The organism is Rhodopirellula islandica (genome assembly GCF_001027925.1).
Taxonomy (GTDB): Bacteria; Planctomycetota; Planctomycetia; order Pirellulales; family Pirellulaceae; genus Rhodopirellula; species Rhodopirellula islandica.
In genome coordinates this window covers 1-17,061 of record NZ_LECT01000054.1, presented here as the reverse complement: position 1 = coordinate 17,061, position 17,061 = coordinate 1, and the positions used below count along the sequence as shown (strand labels likewise).

The 17,061-nt window shown below is 52.6% G+C and carries 13 protein-coding genes; all 13 read left to right on the top strand.

The window, feature by feature from the left end; translation table 11 throughout:
* Positions 1 to 85 precede the first annotated feature (85 nt).
* The 13 genes from gmd to RISK_RS26065 all read left to right on the top strand — a co-directional run bounded on the left by gmd (position 86) and on the right by RISK_RS26065 (position 16,971).
* Complete coding sequence (gmd, locus tag RISK_RS26125; protein WP_047817284.1) at positions 86 to 1,204, top strand: GDP-mannose 4,6-dehydratase; 1,119 nt, start codon at positions 86 to 88, stop codon at positions 1,202 to 1,204.
* Positions 1,205 to 1,507: 303 nt separating this feature from the next.
* On the top strand, positions 1,508 to 2,494 hold the full coding sequence (locus RISK_RS26120) for a polysaccharide pyruvyl transferase family protein (protein WP_160311506.1): 987 nt from the start codon (positions 1,508 to 1,510) through the stop codon (positions 2,492 to 2,494).
* Positions 2,495 to 2,542: 48 nt separating this feature from the next.
* Positions 2,543 to 3,901, top strand: a complete 1,359-nt coding sequence (locus RISK_RS26115; RefSeq protein ID WP_150122710.1) for a lipopolysaccharide biosynthesis protein — start codon at positions 2,543 to 2,545, stop codon at positions 3,899 to 3,901.
* A gap of 121 nt (positions 3,902 to 4,022) precedes the next feature.
* Positions 4,023 to 5,273: a hypothetical protein gene (locus RISK_RS26110; protein ID WP_150122709.1), complete on the top strand. Its 1,251-nt coding sequence runs from the start codon at positions 4,023 to 4,025 to the stop codon at positions 5,271 to 5,273.
* 989 nt (positions 5,274 to 6,262) lie between these two features.
* Complete coding sequence (locus RISK_RS26105) at positions 6,263 to 7,456, top strand: glycosyltransferase family 4 protein (protein ID WP_047817280.1); 1,194 nt, start codon at positions 6,263 to 6,265, stop codon at positions 7,454 to 7,456.
* A 217-nt stretch (positions 7,457 to 7,673) separates the two neighbouring features.
* Positions 7,674 to 8,297, top strand: a complete 624-nt coding sequence (locus RISK_RS33460; protein ID WP_083435185.1) for an acyltransferase — start codon at positions 7,674 to 7,676, stop codon at positions 8,295 to 8,297.
* Positions 8,298 to 8,301: 4 nt separating this feature from the next.
* A complete protein-coding gene (locus RISK_RS26095) occupies positions 8,302 to 9,420 on the top strand; it encodes a glycosyltransferase (protein WP_102017677.1) in 1,119 nt (372 codons plus the stop codon).
* A gap of 430 nt (positions 9,421 to 9,850) precedes the next feature.
* Positions 9,851 to 10,600 (top strand): NAD-dependent epimerase/dehydratase family protein, encoded by a 750-nt coding sequence (locus RISK_RS26090; RefSeq protein ID WP_315852667.1) that lies wholly within the window; start codon positions 9,851 to 9,853, stop codon positions 10,598 to 10,600.
* A 49-nt stretch (positions 10,601 to 10,649) separates the two neighbouring features.
* Entirely contained in the window at positions 10,650 to 11,237 is a 588-nt protein-coding gene (locus RISK_RS26085; protein WP_047817278.1) for an LbetaH domain-containing protein, read from the top strand.
* Entirely contained in the window at positions 11,230 to 12,075 is an 846-nt protein-coding gene (locus RISK_RS26080) for a glycosyltransferase family 2 protein (RefSeq protein ID WP_047817277.1), read from the top strand. Before RISK_RS26085 ends, RISK_RS26080 begins: the two co-directional genes overlap by 8 nt.
* 846 nt (positions 12,076 to 12,921) lie before the next feature.
* The gene (locus RISK_RS26075; protein WP_047817428.1) at positions 12,922 to 14,010 is read left to right on the top strand and encodes an NAD-dependent epimerase/dehydratase family protein; all 1,089 of its coding nucleotides are present in this window, start codon (positions 12,922 to 12,924) and stop codon (positions 14,008 to 14,010) included.
* Positions 14,007 to 15,227 carry a glycosyltransferase family 4 protein gene (locus tag RISK_RS26070; RefSeq protein ID WP_047817276.1) on the top strand — a complete coding sequence of 407 codons (1,221 nt, stop codon included), beginning with the start codon at positions 14,007 to 14,009 and terminating at the stop codon, positions 15,225 to 15,227. Before RISK_RS26075 ends, RISK_RS26070 begins: the two co-directional genes overlap by 4 nt.
* Positions 15,228 to 15,405: 178 nt before the next feature.
* Positions 15,406 to 16,971, top strand: a complete 1,566-nt coding sequence (locus tag RISK_RS26065) for a glycosyltransferase (protein WP_053061313.1) — start codon at positions 15,406 to 15,408, stop codon at positions 16,969 to 16,971.
* Positions 16,972 to 17,061: the final 90 nt, after the last annotated feature.

The window sequence follows — 17,061 nt, the reverse complement described above, 5'->3', positions numbered from 1 at the left end:
TCGCCCCTCGCAACTCGCAACTCGCAACTCGCAACTCGCAACTCGCAACTCGCAACTCGCAACTCGCAACTCGCAACTCGCAACTATGAAAAAAGCGCTCATCACCGGCGTGACCGGCCAAGACGGTTCCTACCTCGCGGAGCTGTTGCTGGAAAAAGGCTACGAAGTCCACGGGATCAAACGCCGCGCGTCCTCCTTCAACACACAGCGTGTCGATCACATTTACCAGTCGCCTCATGCCAAAGACGCTCGCTTCAAGCTGCACTACGGCGACCTGACCGACACCAGCAACCTGACCCGGATCATGCAAGAGGTCCAGCCCGACGAGGTGTACAACTTGGGGGCCCAATCCCACGTCGCGGTCTCGTTCGAATCCCCCGAGTACACCGCCGACGTCGACGGCTTGGGCACCTTGAGATTGCTGGAAGCGATCCGGTTCCTGGGGCTGGAGGAGAAGACCCGGTTCTATCAAGCCAGCACGTCGGAGTTGTTCGGTTTGGTGCAGGAGATCCCGCAAAAGGAAACCACGCCGTTTTACCCTCGCTCACCTTACGCGGCCGCGAAGATGTACGCGTACTGGATCACGGTCAACTACCGTGAGTCCTACGGGATGTATGCCTGCAACGGGATTTTGTTCAACCATGAGAGCCCCCGTCGCGGCGAAACGTTTGTGACCCGCAAGATCACTCGCGGGATGGCCAACATTGCTCAGGGCCTCGAGCCCTGCCTGTACCTCGGCAACATGGACGCGCTCAGGGATTGGGGCCACGCCAAGGACTACGTTCGAATGCAGTGGATGATGTTGCAGCAAGAGGTGGCCGAAGACTTTGTGATCGCGACTGGCAAGCAGATCACCGTCCGTGAATTCGTCCGCATGTCCGCGGAGCAAGCTGGGATGGAAGTCGAATTCAGTGGGGAGGGTGTCGACGAGATCGCCACCGTCACCAAGATCACTGATTCAGAAAAAGCCCCCGCGATCTCCGTGGGCGACATCATTGTCAAAGTCGACCCCCGCTACTTCCGTCCTGCCGAAGTCGAGACCCTGCTCGGCGATCCTGCCAAAGCGAAAGAAAAGCTCGGCTGGGAATGCGAGATCACCGTCGAAGAAATGTGTGCCGAAATGGTCGTAAGCGACCTCGACATCGCCCGGCGACATGCCTTGCTCAAGCAGCATGGGCACAGCGTTCATGTAGCGGCAGAGTAAAAAACTCAAGTCGTCTGGCCGATGGCAATGAAACAGGTCGCTAGAATGGATTTTCGAACCACTACATCAGGCGGCTGTCGGAGCCTGAGGTTCTGCTGTTGGGTATCCCATCTTCAGCCTAGGCGATTGCATGTGGACGCAAGTTAACACGCATGAGTCTCATGTGGATCACGTTGATGGAAACGCAGCCTCTGGGTTGCGGATCTCAGCCAAGGCCGCAGAGCCAAGTTCAAAACATCGGTCGCCCAGGGCAAGCATACGCTTTGCGTGCAACCACGCCTTTAACCGGAAAGAATAATGAGAGTGCTCGTTGAAAACTCAACGTGGAACAATATAGGTGATGGTTTCTATCAATTCAGTTTGTACTACATGCTCAAGAGCGTATTTGCTGACGCTGATATTGCTATGCTAGAGGGGCCGATCGAACGAGCTTTTCGCCCGCGGAATTTTAAAGACAACGCTTTTAAACTGAACCTGATACAGGAGGCCGATTTATTTGTCTTGTCCGGTCCCATTATGTCCGTATCTTTTATTGAGGAATATGGTGGGCTAATTAAAAAGATAATTGCAAGCGGAAAGAAGTACTGTCTTCTGAGTGTCCACGGAAACGGAAAGGCACAAAAGGAGAACCTGGATTTTCTGTCCAGGTACTCTCCGGTGGCTTTTTCATCCCGGGATCCCCAGACCTACGAACTGTATAAGGACTGTTGCGGGAAATCTCTGAACGGAGTTTGCGCTGCATCCCTGGTTTCCAAGACATGTCCAGTTGCAGATATCTGTGAGTCAGAGCGTTACGTCACCGTCAGTTTCTACGAAGCCTTTGAGCCTCCAATTGAGGCTGGTGAAGACGGGGCAATACATGCACCGCGGAAGCGTATTGAGAAAGAGCGTCACTGGAAATGGATGCGGCATCTTGAATGGATGCGAAGGTACCCATCGGATATAGATGGTGTGAAGATCATACGTCCTGTGCATGATATTGGCTATAAGTTTTCGCACCTCAATTTCGCGAAGCCAAATAGCTTTCTGTCCTACAATCCACTGTCGTATCTTTCGTTGTATAAGCAAACCGAGCTTACGGTTTCAAATAGAGTGCATGCTGTTTTGCCGACGCTTTCGTTTGGGAATCCTGCCGTGTACTATGGAACGACGGCAAGAAACGGAGTGTTTGAGCGTCTTGGCATCGACCTTCGCTATGGCTGTGAGATACGGGTTCCTCAAGCGACTCTCGATAAAGAGTTCTTTGTTATGACTCAATTCCTCGAAAGCTCGCTGGGAGAACATCTCTGATAGCATCTGAATTCGGAATTGCAGACTAATGAATCTGGTATACCCAAAATGACTCGCAAGCGGCGTTTGGCAGCGAATTTCAGCGTCGGAATGTATTCAAAGTCGCTGATTCTAGCGAGGCAATTAGCAATCGTGCCACTGTTTATCTCTGCTTGGGGTCCAGAGTACTTTGGAGAGTGGCTGCTTATTAGCAGTATCCCGAGTTTCTTGGCAATGTCAAACCTTGGTGTTGGGACATCTGCCGCTACTCGAGCAGTGCTCGCGCTCGGTGCTCAAAACTACCGCGAGGCAAACTCGCTTTGCTTAACTGCAATAGTGTTTATTGCGCTGTTCGGGGGGCCTCTTCTGCTAGCCGTGGCTTCTCTGGCTTTGCTGGGCTTTCAGTTCCCCGTTTCGAGCTTTGAGCTTCTTGGGGCCCCTTGGCCCGTGTTTCTAATTCTGCTCGGATCGGTTTTTCCCACGCAGCTCTGTGCGCCGCTTGAAGCGTATTGGATACATGGACAACGAGCGGCTGCTTCAAGCATGATACTCAGCACACAGGTGGCTGTGGAGCTTGTAGTTACTGCGGCGGTTGTTGCGTCAGGTGGGATGGCATTCGCGGTCTCGATCGGGATCCTGTTCTCAAAGCTATCTTGTCTAGTTCTCTATGCGGTCTTGTCGTTTAGCATGGTGAACCGGGGGGCGGGAGCGACTGTGTCGTTCGGTGTTTTGTCAAAGCTGCTCGTCTCGGGGATTGGTTTCCAGCTTAGTGCTGTTTGGCAAGCGATTTTGTTCCAGGGGACTCTGTGGGTAGCCGCGTTGACGCTTGGCACGACAGGTGCGGCTAAGTGGGGGACGTTGAGAACGCTATGCCGTACGGGAAACCAGGTGCTAACCCTAGTTAACCAGTCAATTGCACCAGAGCTACAAAACGCAATCGCCAAAGATGAGGTGGGATTAGCTCGTGAGCTGCATTCAGCTGGCGTCATGGTTTCCATTGTGCTGTCTGTTCCAATGGCCATTGCCTTGTCGCTCTTTGGGCCGATGGTTTATGAAGTTTGGACAAAGGGAATGTTTAGCGTCCCGCCATTTGCGTGGTGGCTGATGAGCCTGTCGCTCGTTCTCCACTCATTCTGGTGGACGAGTAGCGTTGTGCACAGAGCGTCTAATCGCCCCTGGAGGATAAACAGCCTTGGGGTTGCATCTGCTGCGTGTTCGGCGTTTTGTATGTACTACTTGAGTATGGCATTTGGTGTCTCGGGGCTCGCCACTGGGCTAGTCGTTTTTGAGTTGATTATGGCCGTTTTTGTACTGCAGAGTTCGCTTCGCATTCTTGGCGATACTCTTCAGCAGTTCTGCTGTCGGTGCACAGGAATTGCATCTTCTGCAATTCGCACAAGCAAGCTCCTGTCGCGTGGCAAGTCGTAAAGAGTGGTTTTGAGGTAGGTTACACAACACAATGGACAGTGCACTAAAGGCCGCACCCCTGCTGCTTCTTGTATCGCTAATCCTTTCGGATATGTACCTTGCATTGAAGGATCGGTGCCGAGTGTTTCAATTGCCGTTCTTGACATCGGCCACGGTCGCTGCGTTGATTCTCCCTACTCTGGCTGCGAATGTCACGACCAGTCTATATATGTCAGATGCAGAGTATCTTCGCTTCGTCTGTTTTATGCTGGTGTGTCTGGCCTTGGCCAGGCTAGGCTATGCTCTCGTCGTGCATGTCCCTCGCTCGCCCGGTAAATGCGAGCCAAGATTTCCTGGGCAACTCCTGGGCGTCTCTTTAGTCCCGCCAATGTGCCTTGCATTGCTCGCACAGTCTCAGATTAATCCCACAGAGTACGGAGATATCCGCGGTGGTTCCTTCGCGATTTTCTTGTTCGTCGCAAGGTTGCTTCGTCCTGTACAGGTCTTGGCCTTCTGTGGCTACGCGCTAACCAAAAGCAGGAACTGCCTGTTGGTTTTTGCGATCTGCCTGTCCGTTACAGCGCCGTTTATTTTAGTGTCTGGAAGACGCAGTGATACGTTGTTCTTGCCGCTGTCTGTCCTTGCGCCGCTTTGGGCACTCAACGGCGTGGTCGTGAGTCGAAAGCAGGTGATCTTGGGGGTCTTTTTCGTGGTGGCTGTGTTTTTTCTGCTTCCGGTGATGCGTGAATCCACTAAGAATTTCAGCTTTGAAGAGCTGTATTCGATAAGCTACTCTGAAGAGCTCTCTCGGGCTATTGAAGGCGACAGGACAAACGAAGTTATTGAAGTTGCAAAAGACATGGATGCTGTTGCCCGGACTGGCGAGTACTCGTATGGAGTGCGGTTTATAAATAAATTTACGTTTCAGTACGTCAGTTCGACAATCTTTGGTCAGGCCGTCAAAGATGCGTTTACGCTACCAGAGCCGAATATGGGCGAGGTGAGAAACCGAGCATCGAACTCCCAGTTAGCGTATTCGGAATCGAAGAACTACTTGGTGCGTTTTGGGTTTGGGCAGGCATTCCTCGCATTCGGCTGGTTAGGCGCTTTGTATTTTTTTGTGTTCGGAATTGCTTGCGGTAAGTTCTATAACTACTGTTTTATCGGGAACGACCCCAGGAGGCGGATGCTCTACTGCGTGCTGCTGCTCTTTATACCTTTTTCGGTTTACGATTCTATCTCGGGTGCAATTCCCATGATTTTGCCTTGGTGGGGGCTTTCCTATCTCTGCTTGTATTTCGTGCCGAAGTACTTGGCAAAGACTCGTGTTGCACGGAAGGGACGCAAGTTAGCTAGGTGTCCTGGTTCCGCTGTCTTGCCTGACGGTCGCTGATGAGCGCGAGGAGGGTTCTTCGAGGCTGACTTGCATGCGATCGTTCTTATTTGCTGCGAAGCACTTTTCTTGGTTCGGCTTTCCTGCTTCTCATCCGATTTGGCAGTGAATGCTTGTGAAAGCCGCCTCCGGGTTGCAGGAATTCGCCTGTGTTTTCAAGCGCAGGCGAGGAGACGCACTTTTTAGTGCGCATTGCTGCGTCATTTTTGCAGCTTCTGCTAGTTTTTGCTTCCGCCATGGCCGGCCCTGACGTCGGATCGTTTCGGAAGCTCATCATAGAGGCGATCTTTGCCGCGTAAAGAATTGTTCTCGGAGCATTTCGGGCAACCGAGCCGATGAACCGCCGCAGCGCCTGCCATCGAATCTTCACAGCCTCGCGGGGTTCAATCGATTAAAATTGTTTGGTGTTGTTCCATTTCGTTGTCCGGTTCACTGATCGGTTCTAGGGCGATCTCGTCGGCGATGATACGCTCGTCCATAATACTGAAATCGAAGTCTACTGGGTGCGTCCTCGCCGTGATGCCTGGTAGGGGGCCATTGGATTAAGGTTCGTTGTCTGGGGGCATTCGCGTGGCGTTCGAGGCGTTTAGGTCTTCTGCAGTACGGAGTTGGGGCAGACCTGTTAGGAGGCGTGTCTCGCTTCACCTTTCGTTAGCCGCCACGACCGGGAGCATCTGGGGCGGGCGAGTCGCTGAACCGAGTCATTGTGGCGGTTGCCGAGCATTGCTGATGGCGCTTCGCGTCAACGGGCTGGCTTTGCTGCGGCACAAGCATATCCACGGGCGGTCCGCCGGCGGCGTCAGGGACAGAGGATCCAAAGCGGGCTCGAGAAATGTTTAGTAGAGCCTTGGTTGTGTGCATGGTAGTGGTAGTAGTGAGGGCGGACGCAGCCTTTTGCGGCGGTCCTCGCGGCTCTTGCGGTAGCAAGAGAAAACAGTCAAGTAGGAGTCGTCTCCGGTGTTTATTTGGTTTTGCAGGATGGTTTCTTTATGACACGACAAGTTGATCTGGTTCAGTTGACGCCGCGACGGTCTTTTGATGTGGCAAAAGCATTTGACGAAACGGGGCAATTGAATGTAGTGTGTACAGATTTTGCTCTCGCATCAGAGTATGTTGCAAAGAAAATTCTTCCTTCTCGTGTTTCGGCTGAGAGGTATGTTTTGCGACTGAAGTCTGGCAGGGTGAAATGCAGGCGGAGTATCGGGCTAAGGTATAAAATCAGATTGAATTCTATCGAGGACTCGAAAAAGCACTTGTTACACCTGTGGGCAGCGGATGAATTGGCATCGTATTATCTCAGTGTTAGGGATCGCGGCCCACGTACGGCGAATGTAGTGTATTGCGTTGATACTGCGGCTAGGAAGTGTTTCGAAAATAGTGGCGATAAGCTCAAGGTACTCGAGCAGTGTGTGGCGCCTCGTGTAACGCAGTTTGAAGCGCTAGCCAAATATGGGAGCAAGGAAGAGCTGCAGTACTGGGGGAAGCACTACGAATCGCTAGCGAGAACCGAACAGGCTGAGTGGTCGTTGGCAGATGCGATTCTCTCACCATCGCAGTTTGTTACTGACGAACTTGTGCGACTCGGGGTGCCTAAAAGTAAAGTGGTGAAATTGCCATATTGGACACCTTTTTCGCCTTTGGCTGTTTTGCCTGAGAGAGATACGCAGGAGATAAAGGTTCTTTTTGTAGGGAATGACGCTTGTCGAAAAGGGTTGCGAGATCTTTTCGTTGTCGCCAATCGCTTACGAGAAGTGACAAATATGACGTTTGAGATCGTTGGTTCGGTTGTAAACGAGTTTAGACGTCTGCAACTCGAGTTCCCTGAGGCTCGGGTCACTTATGCCGGAATATTGTCGCACTCCCATCTGTCGGAAAAGCTCCGAGCGTCTCATGTGTTTTTTCTGCCAAGCTATATCGAAGGCTCTTCAGTCGCAACGTACGAAGCGATGTCCTTTGGCCTTGCTGTCGTCACGACCAGTGAAGCAGGAGCGGTTGTTTCCAATGGCAAGTCTGGGTACGAGTTTCAGGCAGGTGATTTGGACGGGTTTGAACGGGCATTGCGGAGGCTATCAGTTGACGCGGAGCATCGCGCATTTCTTTCGGCGAATGCCCTGGCAGCTATCAAGAAGTTTCAGTTTGAGGACTACTCGCAGTCACTGAGAGGTATTGTGGATGCGTTGTAGACGCAGGTTTTTGAGTTGCTTGTGTTCGCCAATGTCACGCGGGTCCGGGAGTTGATTCTATCAGGACTATCGCGACAATGTTCTCGATGTAGCGCTGTGGCCAGTTGTCGCTTTTTTGTTTGTTCGTGCGTTGTTAATTGTTTTAGGGCGTTGGCTGTTCGTTACGAGAAGTGCGTGCGGGCCGAAGGTGTCGCTTTCTATCGTGTGGTGATTGCTTATGGTGTTTAGATTGCTAGGTCGCGCACTTTCTGTTAGCAAAGATTGTGGACCTCTTGGGTGCATGGTTTGGGCGTTTTGGTTTGGAAGCGTTCAGGCTAAGTACTTGTTGTTGTTGTGTTATCACAAACTTCATTGGCGACTTAAGTTTAGTAAGATTGGGAAGGGTGTTAAGTTTGAGGGGGTAGTGCGTGTCGGTAGGCCGTGTGGCGAAATTAGAATAGGTGATCGTTCGCATATCGGTGTGGGGTGCTATATGCTTGCTAACAAGGGGGTGATTGAAATTGGGGATAATGTCGGTCTGAACGACTATTGTGTGATTACGAGTGTCCATTCAATTAGTGTTGGTAGAGATACGAGAATTGGTGAATTTGTTAGTATTCGAGATTACGATCATGCCTTTGAGGATCCTGCCATCCCCATACGAGAGCAGGGGTTTCTGGGTGCGCCTATCCATATAGGAACCGACGTTTGGATCGGTCGAGGTGTGATTGTTACAAAGGGGGTGTGTATCGGGGATGGGGCAGTGATCGGCGCGAATTCTGTAGTTACACGCGACGTCCCAGCTTTTAGTGTCGCAGTTGGCGCTCCTGCGAAGGTTGTGCGCAAACGTGGTGAAAAGTAGTCGTATGAAATATTGTTTTCTGTTGGAAAGTCTCGCTGTGAAAGCGGGGGGGCCTCCTCGTGTGGCAGCCGCGATCGCAAATCAGTTGGTTGAGCGTGGACATCAGCTCACGATTGCTTCGGTGCCAATTGATTCAGAAGCTGTTGCGTTGTCACCCGCCGTTGCGGTTGAGTATGTTTCTAAGGGTGCTGGCGTTCGTTCCGCGTTTGGAGCTAGTCGACGAATCCGGGAGTTGGCAAGGCAGGCTGATGTGATTGTCGTCAGTGGGATTTGGGGGGCGATTGACGGATTGGCATTGAGGCTGGCTGATGTTGAATCGGCGAAGCTTTATATTCGATCCTGCGGAATGCTCGAAGACTATATTTTAGCAAGGTCGCCGTGGAAGAAGCGGCTTGCGAGAGCTGGTTACGTCGATCGAAACCTGGGCCGCGCTGCGTCGATTTTAGCCAATACGGCTATCGAGCAAAAATATATCCAAGAAATGTATCCAAACGCTAATGTGAAAGTTGTGCCGAATGGTGTGGTGTTGCCTGGCGTCGAGCGGCTGGATCGAGATTCGGCCGGTTGCCAGCTAGGGATTGAGATTCCGCAAGGCGCACGATTGCTTTTGTACCTCGGGCGTATTGACCCCAAAAAGGGGCTCGATCGTCTTCTGCCACAGTTCTCTCGGCTCATTCAAAAGAATCCAGAGTGGCATTTGATTGTTGCAGGGGCATATAGCGACGCAGTGTACCGGGAGCGAATTGAAACACTTGCACGTGGAAGTGACGCGAATATTCATTTTTTAGGCGAGGTCAGCGGTGCTCGTAAAAATGCGTGCTTCCAGATTGCCGATGGGTTCGTTCTTCCGAGTCACAGCGAGGGGTTCCCAAACGCAGTTGTAGAAGCCCTGTCTTGGCAGGTGCCAGCAATTGTCACTCCCGGTTGTAACTTCCCCGAAGTGGCCGCGGAAAATGCCGGGCTTCAAACCACTTTGAAACCCGAGGAACTGTACCAGGCACTAGAAGACTTTTGCTTGCGTACTGATCTTGAACAGGCAGGGAAGGAGGCTAGACGCTTGGTGGAGAATCGTTTTACTTTGGAGCGAGTTGTCGATCAATATGAGGAACTTGGCGTCCGTTGAACGAGTTGTAGTCTCCAGGTCGCACAGCGGTTAGCGATTTCGGAAGAGATGACGGTTTGGGATTTCTCTATGGCGTCTGATGGTCTTCTATGCTTTGATTGTTGTGGAGCATGTGTTTTTATTGGTTTTCATTCTGTGTGAATTGTAGGGGCTTGGAATGGCTGCTGAGAGTTGTGATGAATAGTAAGGTTTTTAGCGAGGAGATACTCGTCACTGGTTGCGCCGGATTTAGTGGGGCCCGTGTGGCGAACCGCTATTTGGAGCGGGGCAGCATTGTCTGGATTGACAATCTCAACGGTTACTGCGATGTCGCTCTGGGATTTCACCGATTAGGATCATTGAGGCAGTCGAAGGGGGTCCGGTTCCGCTGCGTCGATATCGGGATCGGAATGCTGTTTCTGCCGTATTTCGGGAGCATAGGTTTGATGACATGTTGAATCTTGCTGCGCGTGCTGGCGTTCGCTATAGCATGGAGAATCCGTATGTGTACATTCAGGCAAACGCTACTGGTAATTTGGATTTGCTTGAAGAGGCTCGGTTGCAAGGAGCAGGGGAGTTTGTGCTTGCCTCCACTTCTTCGTTGAATTCAGGCCAGGCGATGCTGTTTTGGGAGTCATTGCCTGTTGCCTCGCGAATATCGCCCAGTGCGACGACGGAGAATGCCGCTGAGTCGATAGCCTGCACCTACCATCATTTGTGCGGAATCGATGTCTCTGTGGCGATGTGCTTTGCGGTGTACGGACCTGCTGGACGGTCAGGTATGAGCTATTTGCGATTTATCCATGCGATCGAGACTGGCACTCCTGTTGTCGTTTGCGGCGACGGTGAACGATCGCGTGACTTCACGTTTGTTGATGATATCGCCAGGGGGGGGGCGGTTCTTGCTGCCAAAAGGTTGGGCTATGGGATTGTTAATTTGGGTGGAGGAATTCGGCCGTTTTCCATTGGTCACGTAGTCAGAAGTCTTGAGGTGATGTTGGGTAAGAGTGCGGTCGTAGATTGTCAAGGTGCGCACGTTGCGGATATGAAGTCGACTTGGGCTAATGCAACCAATGCGAAAGCCTTGCTGGGCTGGGAGCCAACAGTTGGCCTGGAAGAGGGCTTGCAGCGATGTGTGGATTGGTATCGCGGCAACCGCAGTTGGTTGCAGAAACTGCCCGGTGTTTGTGGTGCAGTATGACACACGGAGTTTGCGGGAAGCCATGCTCTGAGTGCATTAGGAGAGCCAAATGATTCAGTCTGAAATTCTTGATGCTCAGTCTACGAGACCGCTAGAAGGAGGGCCGAGCTACTCTTTGTCCAACCGTGTGAAACGTGTGGTATGGATTGCAGCATGGAAAGTATTGGCCTCGTGGACTCCGCCCCCGATGCGTAAATATCGGGTTTGGCTTACTCGTCTCTTTGGTGGGGATATTGCGTGGGACGCCAATATCTACGCCAGTGCTAAGATTTGGTTGCCCTGTAACTTGAAGATGGAATCACGAAGTTGTCTGGGGCCGAGATCCAATTGCTATTGCATGGGGAATGTCACGCTGCGTGAGGGTGCCATTGTTTCCCAAGATGCGTCACTATGTGCGGCCAGTCACGACGTTGATGACCAGCATTTTCAGTTAACAGTGGCTCCGATTGAAATAGGACGTGGTGCATGGGTGGCGGCAGAAGCGTTCATCGGGCCGGGAGTAATTGTTGAAGCTGGCGCTGTCGTTGGCGCACGAGCGTGCTTGTTTAAAGACGCAGATGCGAACGGAATTTATGTTGGGAATCCTGCGAGAGAGATTCGGAAACGTCGTACCGGAACGGATGGAATGAATGCTTGATTTGACAATCGTGATTCCGGTAAAGAATGAAGCAGATTCCCTCGGCGATTGCCTGGATTCGATTGGGACGGACTTCGCTAGCCAGGTTGTTGTGGTGGATTCAGGCAGCACGGACGCAAGCTGCCAGATCGCGAATGACTGGGGGGCGGAGGTCGTTGGTTTTGTTTGGGACGGGAAGTTCCCGAAGAAGCGCAATTGGTATTTACGGGAGCATACGCCTGCTACTAAGTGGGTGCTGTTCTTGGACGCGGACGAACATCTCACGCCCGCCTTTAAGTCGGAGCTTTCCCAGACCTTGCCATCAACCTCGCACGTCGGGTTCTGGTTGCACTACACAATTTATTTTCTGGGGCGTGAACTCAAGCATGGTTACCCGCTGGACAAACTGGCGTTGTTTCAGGTCGGGGCGGGTGAGTACGAGCGGATCGAGGAAGACGGTTGGAGTCACTTGGACATGGAGATCCATGAACATCCAATTTTGGATGGCACGTTGGGGACTATTCGATCTAAGATCGATCACCGGGACTTTCGTCCGCTACACCACTATATTGCCAAGCACAACGAGTATTCTTCTTGGGAAGCAGCGCGGTTCCTAGTTCGGTCGGAGGAAGATCGTGCGTCGATGACGTGGAAACAAAAGCTGAAGTACAGAATGGTGACATCGCCACTCGCCGGGCCCGTCTATTTTGTCGGGGCCTATCTCTTTCTGCGTGGTTTTCTGGATGGCTCACGCGGGTTCGTGTTCGCGCTCTTGAAGATGTCTTATTTCACTCAGGTGTATTGTAAGATTCGGGAAGCACGCCAGGCAGCTGGGCCTGATTCCCATGGTGACGTCTAAGACGCGAAAAACACGAAAGGGGTCGCTCGTTTCTTGCTTGTGTTGTGTCCGGTTGTGCTGTTCCAGTCTGTTCGCACGCGGCACCTCGATCATTGTGGCTGCTTGTTCGTGTGTTTCGTGGTTGGATATACGTGATCGAAAAAGATGCCTGGCTGACACAGCGGGTTGTGACGAGGAATGCGCACCAGACGCTCCGTCGATTGCCAGTGCGTCGCTTGAGGTTGCCTCGTCCGAGCGGTTGGCAACGGTGGTGTAACCCGCATTTCTGCGTTGTTCTTTGTTGTTAATCTGTGAGTTCAAGGGACGGATGCCTCGCTCGATTCTCTGGTTTTGGTTGCTCGTAACGGGCTGATGGTCATTGGGAAATCTTGTTGCACGGTCTGAACTACGCGTCTGAGAAAATTGGGGTCGGACAACGCTACGGGGGTATGGTCGATACATTGGTTGAGGCGGGAGATCATTGCATTGTTGTGATCACGCGGTTGTTTTATCCGCAGTGACAGGATTAAGGAGTTAAGGCGACTGACAAGCATGAGTCGTTCACCGAAATATGCCTCTACGTTGCCTGTGTTTAGGCGGCATCTTGTGCGCCGTTATTGAATTGCGGCATGTTTCAAAGTCCACGGTCAACGACGCTGTTGCACTGGAGCCGACAGCAATGCGTTGGTCGTCGATTCGCTTGCAATGCGCTGCTGTACTAGGTTCGTGTTTTTGGTTGTTCTGCCAGGTCGTTATTGCGCTTCGCACTGTCCAACAGTCTGGTTCTTTAAGCAATGATCACAGCTGTCTTGGTTCGAAGTGTTTGCTAGGTTATGTTTTGTGTTGCCCTTGGTTATGGGAAGTCAAATGAAAAAGTCTATTCTAGTTACCGGTTCCTCTGGACTTATTGGTTCTGAGGTTTGTGTCCATTTTTCCGAGCTGGGTTATCAGATTCACGGAGTTGATAATAATCAAAGGGCGCAATTCTTCGGGCCGCAAGGAGACACTCGATGGAATCAACGCCGTTTGGAATCGAGTCTAAGCCTCTTTAGACATCACGAACTTGATATCCGTGATCGAGAGGGTGTGATCTGCTTGATGGAGTCGATCTCTCCCTCAGCGATCGTCCACACTGCCGCTCAGCCGTCTCACGATCGGGCGGCCGATATTCCGTTCGACGATTTCGATACGAATGCCGTTGGTACGCTGAATCTCCTCGAAGCCGCTCGGCGAGCATGCCCCGAAGCTCCGTTCGTTCATATGAGTACAAACAAAGTCTACGGCGATGCACCAAATCAAATTGCGATGGAAGAGTTGGAGACAAGATGGGACTATGCGGATCCCGAATTCGAAAAAGGGATCTCCGAAAGTTTTACGATTGATCAGTCGAAGCATTCGCTCTTCGGTGCGTCAAAGGTGGCTGCTGATGTAATGGTTCAAGAGTACGGCCGATATTTCAATATGCCAACTTGCTGTTTGCGAGGTGGTTGCCTCACGGGGCCCAATCACGCAGGTGTTGAGCTCCATGGTTTTCTGTCTTACCTCGTTAAGTGTAATTTAGAAGGAAAGGAGTACACCGTTTTTGGATACAAGGGAAAACAGGTCCGTGATAATATCCACTCGCTCGATGTCGCACGCTTTATTCACGCATTCGTCGATTCGCCTCGCCGCGGTGAGGTTTACAACATCGGGGGTGGTAAGGATAACAGTACGTCGATTCTAGAGGCTTTCGCACGCGTTGAGAATATTACGGGAAAACCTCAGAAGTACGCATACCAAGACGGGAATCGCATTGGAGATCACATCTGCTACTATTCCGATCTTAGCAAGATGCAAGCTCATTATCCGGGATGGGGAATCACGAAATCGTTGGACCAAACGATATCAGAAATCGTTGAGGCTTGGCATGCTCGAGCGAAACAAGGCTCCGCTCTGAAACCAGGTTCGGATCAATGAAGACAGTTGTTGCAAGCATCAATTTTTCGCCGGACCACGCTGGCATTGGCGTCTATAGCTCTGACTTCCCGCTTTTTCTAGAGGAGTCCGGAGACGAGGTTACAGTAGTCACAGGGTTTCCGTACTATCCAAGATGGCATAAACGAGAGGAAGACAAACGCAGACTCTTCGCGGCCGAATCGCATCACGGCGTACGTGTCCTGCGAGGATACCTTTATGTTCCCCAAGGCAAGTTAAATGCGGTCAGGCGGTTCTTGCACGAGGTTTCGTTCAGTGCTTTCGCATTCTTGAATTTTCTCCGCGCAGGTCGAGCAGATTCAGTCGTTGTCTTCACTCCACCTCTTTTTCTCGCTTTGGTCGCTGTTATTTTTAAATGGCTTTGGCGAGCGAAGTTGGTAATCAATGTCCAAGACTTGCCGCTGGATGCTGCGGTCGCCTTGGGAATGATGAAGCGTGGGTTTTTAGCCCGAGTCTTTGAAAGCTTAGAAGCTTGGACCTATCGCCGTGCGGATATGGTTTGTTCAATTTCGGACTCGATGGTGGCAACCATCGCGAGCAAGGGTGTTAAGCCAGAGCGTCTTTTCCTAGTGCCAAACTGGATTGATGCTCACGCTGCAGCACGTGGAGCCGAGGCTGGAAACTTCCTTCCTCGGTTCCCCGAGGCAGCGAATAAATTCACCGTTGCCTACGCTGGAAATATAGGTGTTAAACAAGGCGTCGATGTATTGATTCGCGTCGCGAAAAAGCTTGAAGCCGAGACAAATTTACATGTCTTTATGATTGGAGAGGGGGCCGATAAATCGAACTTGATGACTCAGGCAGCTGAACTCAACGTGAAAAACGTCACCTTTTTGCCATTCCTTGATCCCGCTGAGTATCAGTCGATGTTGTCAGATGTCGACGTGATTTTTGTCGCGCAACGTAGCGGTGCGGGAAATAATTTTTTTCCATCAAAGTTGTTGGGGCTAATGGCTCGATCGAAACCATTGCTCGTTGCCGCCGACCCGGAGTCGGAACTAGCAAGAGTTGTTGCAGATAGCGAGTGTGGATTGGTGAGCCCATACGATGACGTGTCATCAATTGCAGCTAGCATCCGGCAACTGATGTCGATGCGCGACTCTCTGGATGCAATGGGTAAGCGAGGTTTCGAGTCCGTTCTGCAATTTGATCGTGAGATCGTGCTCAGCAAGTGGCGAGCGGATATTCTGCGACTATGAACTAATCATCCGGCCGAGCGGAAACTGGTCGCATAGTAAACCGATTAACGCCACGCTTCGAATTCGTCGGCTATACGTCCAGTAGGTTCCAATTACGAGGTCGCGTCACTTCAGAGTTTGGCTTTGCGAATTAAAATTCCCTTTTGTTTAGTTCGGGATCGGGAAGTACTCGGGAGAAATGGTCGCGGAGCTTGCCGCCGCGGGGCACGAAGTCGTGGTCGTGACCACGCCGCCGTATTACCCACGCTGGAAAATCGGCGAAGGGTATTCGGGGTGGAGGTATACGAGAGAGCTGTCAGTCGGCAGTTGGCAGAGGAAAGGCAGTTGTCAGTTGGCAGAGGAGAGGGAGTTGTCAGTGGGCAGCGGGCAGTTGTCAGTGGGGGACGAAACGGCCCGTCACCGCTCTGGTTCTGACGACTTTCAACTGGATGCAGAAAACTCAAGCCCAAAGGGCGCCCCTGACGACTGCCAACTGACGACTGACGACTCACCGTCGTCACGCGATTCGCGTGTCGCGGTGATTCGGTGCCCTTTGTGGGTGCCGGCGAAGGTTTCGGGGCTGAAGCGTGTGATTCACTTGGCTTCCTTTGGATTGTCGAGTGTCCCGGTTGTGCTTTGGAAAGCCATCTCGTTCCGGCCGGAGGTGATTTTGACGGTCGAGCCCGCTGCGATGTGCATGCCGACGACGTGGATCGCGTCCCGTTTGTGCGGTGCGAAGTGCTGGTTGCATGTCCAGGACTTTGAGGTCGATGCGGCCTTTGAATTGGGGATCCTGAAACAACCGATTCTCAAACGGATGGTGCTGGCGGCGGAAGCCTTCTTGATGCGCCGCTTCGATCGTGTCAGCAGCATCTCGCCGAACATGCTGTTGAAGGTGGTCCAAAAAGGAGTGGATGAAAAACGGGTGGTCTCGTTCCCCAACTGGGTCGACTGCGACGCGATGAAACCACTGCTCTGGCCCGGCGAGGCGTCGGCGGACACGGCGGAAGAAGCCGTGCCGCTTGCTCAGCTTGCCAGCTCCAGCGAATCCCACCTTCACCCTCCCCGGCCCGAAACGGTCCGACCCTCCCAGGGAGAGGGTGATGAAAAGGCCTTGCTGACGCAGCGGGTGGTGACCGAGGACCAGCCATCCATGTCATCGGCTCGCGAGCGGATGGATGCGCTGCGTTCTGAATTCCAGATCCCGGCGGGCAAGATCGTGGCGCTCTACGCCGGGAACATCGGCGCCAAGCAGGGGCTGGAACTGATCGTGGAGGCCGCCCGGCACGCGTCCAGCGAGCTGCCGCTGCACTATGTGATCTGTGGAACGGGTGCCTCGCACGATTCCTTGGCGGAGGCCTGCGCGCCGCTCGCCAACGTGCAGATGTTGCCGGTCCAGCCCTTTGAGAAATTCAATGACTTGATGAACTGCGCCGACATTCATTTGTTGCCGCAGCGAGGCGGGGCAGCCGATTTGGTGATGCCGTCCAAGTTGACCGGGATGCTGGCGACGGGACGCCCCGTGGTGGCGTGTGCCAGCCCTGGCACCCAGATCGCCGACGTGGTGACAGGCCGAGGGCGGGTCGTGTTGCCCGACGATGGCGATGCGTTCCGGCAAGCGATTGAGTCACTGGCCGCTGATGAAACGACCCGCGTGCGGCTCGGCAAAGCCGCGCGGCAGTACGCAGTCGAGAACCTGAGTCAGGAAGCGATCCTGGGACAGTTCATGAGGGATTTGGGGGAGGCCATTGGCCATTGGCAGTAGGCAGTAGGCAGTAGGCAGTAGGCAGTAGGCAGTAGGCAGTAGGCAGTAGGCAGTAGGCAGTAGGCAGTAGGCAGTAGGCAGTAGGCAGTA

Coding starts and splice junctions, on each gene's coding strand:
- gmd (WP_047817284.1), top strand. CDS start 86: ATGAAAAAAGCGCTCATCACCGGCGTGACCGGCCAAGACGGTTCCTAC.
- RISK_RS26115 (WP_150122710.1), top strand. CDS start 2,543: ATGACTCGCAAGCGGCGTTTGGCAGCGAATTTCAGCGTCGGAATGTAT.
- RISK_RS26105 (WP_047817280.1), top strand. CDS start 6,263: ATGACACGACAAGTTGATCTGGTTCAGTTGACGCCGCGACGGTCTTTT.
- RISK_RS33460 (WP_083435185.1), top strand. CDS start 7,674: ATGGTGTTTAGATTGCTAGGTCGCGCACTTTCTGTTAGCAAAGATTGT.
- RISK_RS26095 (WP_102017677.1), top strand. CDS start 8,302: ATGAAATATTGTTTTCTGTTGGAAAGTCTCGCTGTGAAAGCGGGGGGG.
- RISK_RS26090 (WP_315852667.1), top strand. CDS start 9,851: ATGTTGAATCTTGCTGCGCGTGCTGGCGTTCGCTATAGCATGGAGAAT.
- RISK_RS26085 (WP_047817278.1), top strand. CDS start 10,650: ATGATTCAGTCTGAAATTCTTGATGCTCAGTCTACGAGACCGCTAGAA.
- RISK_RS26080 (WP_047817277.1), top strand. CDS start 11,230: ATGCTTGATTTGACAATCGTGATTCCGGTAAAGAATGAAGCAGATTCC.
- RISK_RS26075 (WP_047817428.1), top strand. CDS start 12,922: ATGAAAAAGTCTATTCTAGTTACCGGTTCCTCTGGACTTATTGGTTCT.
- RISK_RS26070 (WP_047817276.1), top strand. CDS start 14,007: ATGAAGACAGTTGTTGCAAGCATCAATTTTTCGCCGGACCACGCTGGC.
- RISK_RS26065 (WP_053061313.1), top strand. CDS start 15,406: ATGGTCGCGGAGCTTGCCGCCGCGGGGCACGAAGTCGTGGTCGTGACC.